The sequence below is a fragment of the Streptomyces rubellomurinus genome (genome assembly GCF_000961885.1).
Lineage (GTDB): Bacteria > Actinomycetota > Actinomycetes > Streptomycetales > Streptomycetaceae > Kitasatospora > Kitasatospora rubellomurina.
This window is the reverse complement of sequence record NZ_JZKH01000386.1, coordinates 1-250: the sequence shown is the minus strand read 5'-3', so window position 1 is coordinate 250 and position 250 is coordinate 1. Positions and strand designations below refer to the sequence as shown.

The 250-nt window shown below is 74.0% G+C and carries 1 protein-coding gene; it reads left to right on the top strand.

Going from position 1 to position 250, the window contains the following annotated elements:
- Nucleotides 1-13 precede the first annotated feature (13 nt).
- Nucleotides 14-250, top strand: a 237-nt coding sequence (locus tag VM95_RS38305) for an MDR/zinc-dependent alcohol dehydrogenase-like family protein (RefSeq protein WP_341846062.1), incomplete at its 3' end; no start/stop codon positions are given.

Below are 250 nucleotides of genomic sequence, written 5' to 3'. Positions count from 1 at the left end.
CGGCGGCCGGTTCCTGGAGATGGGCAAGACCGACCTGCGCGACCCGGAGGCCGTCGCCCGGCAGCACGCCGGGGTGCGCTACCGCTCGTACGACCTGGTGACCGCCGCAGGGCCGGAGCGGATCCAGGAGATGCTGGTCGAGCTCGCCGGGCTGTTCGAGCGCAAGGTGCTCGTCCCCTCGCCGATCCGCTCCTGGGACGTGCGCCGGGGCCAGGAGGCCTTCCGCTACCTGCGCGAGGGCCGCAACACC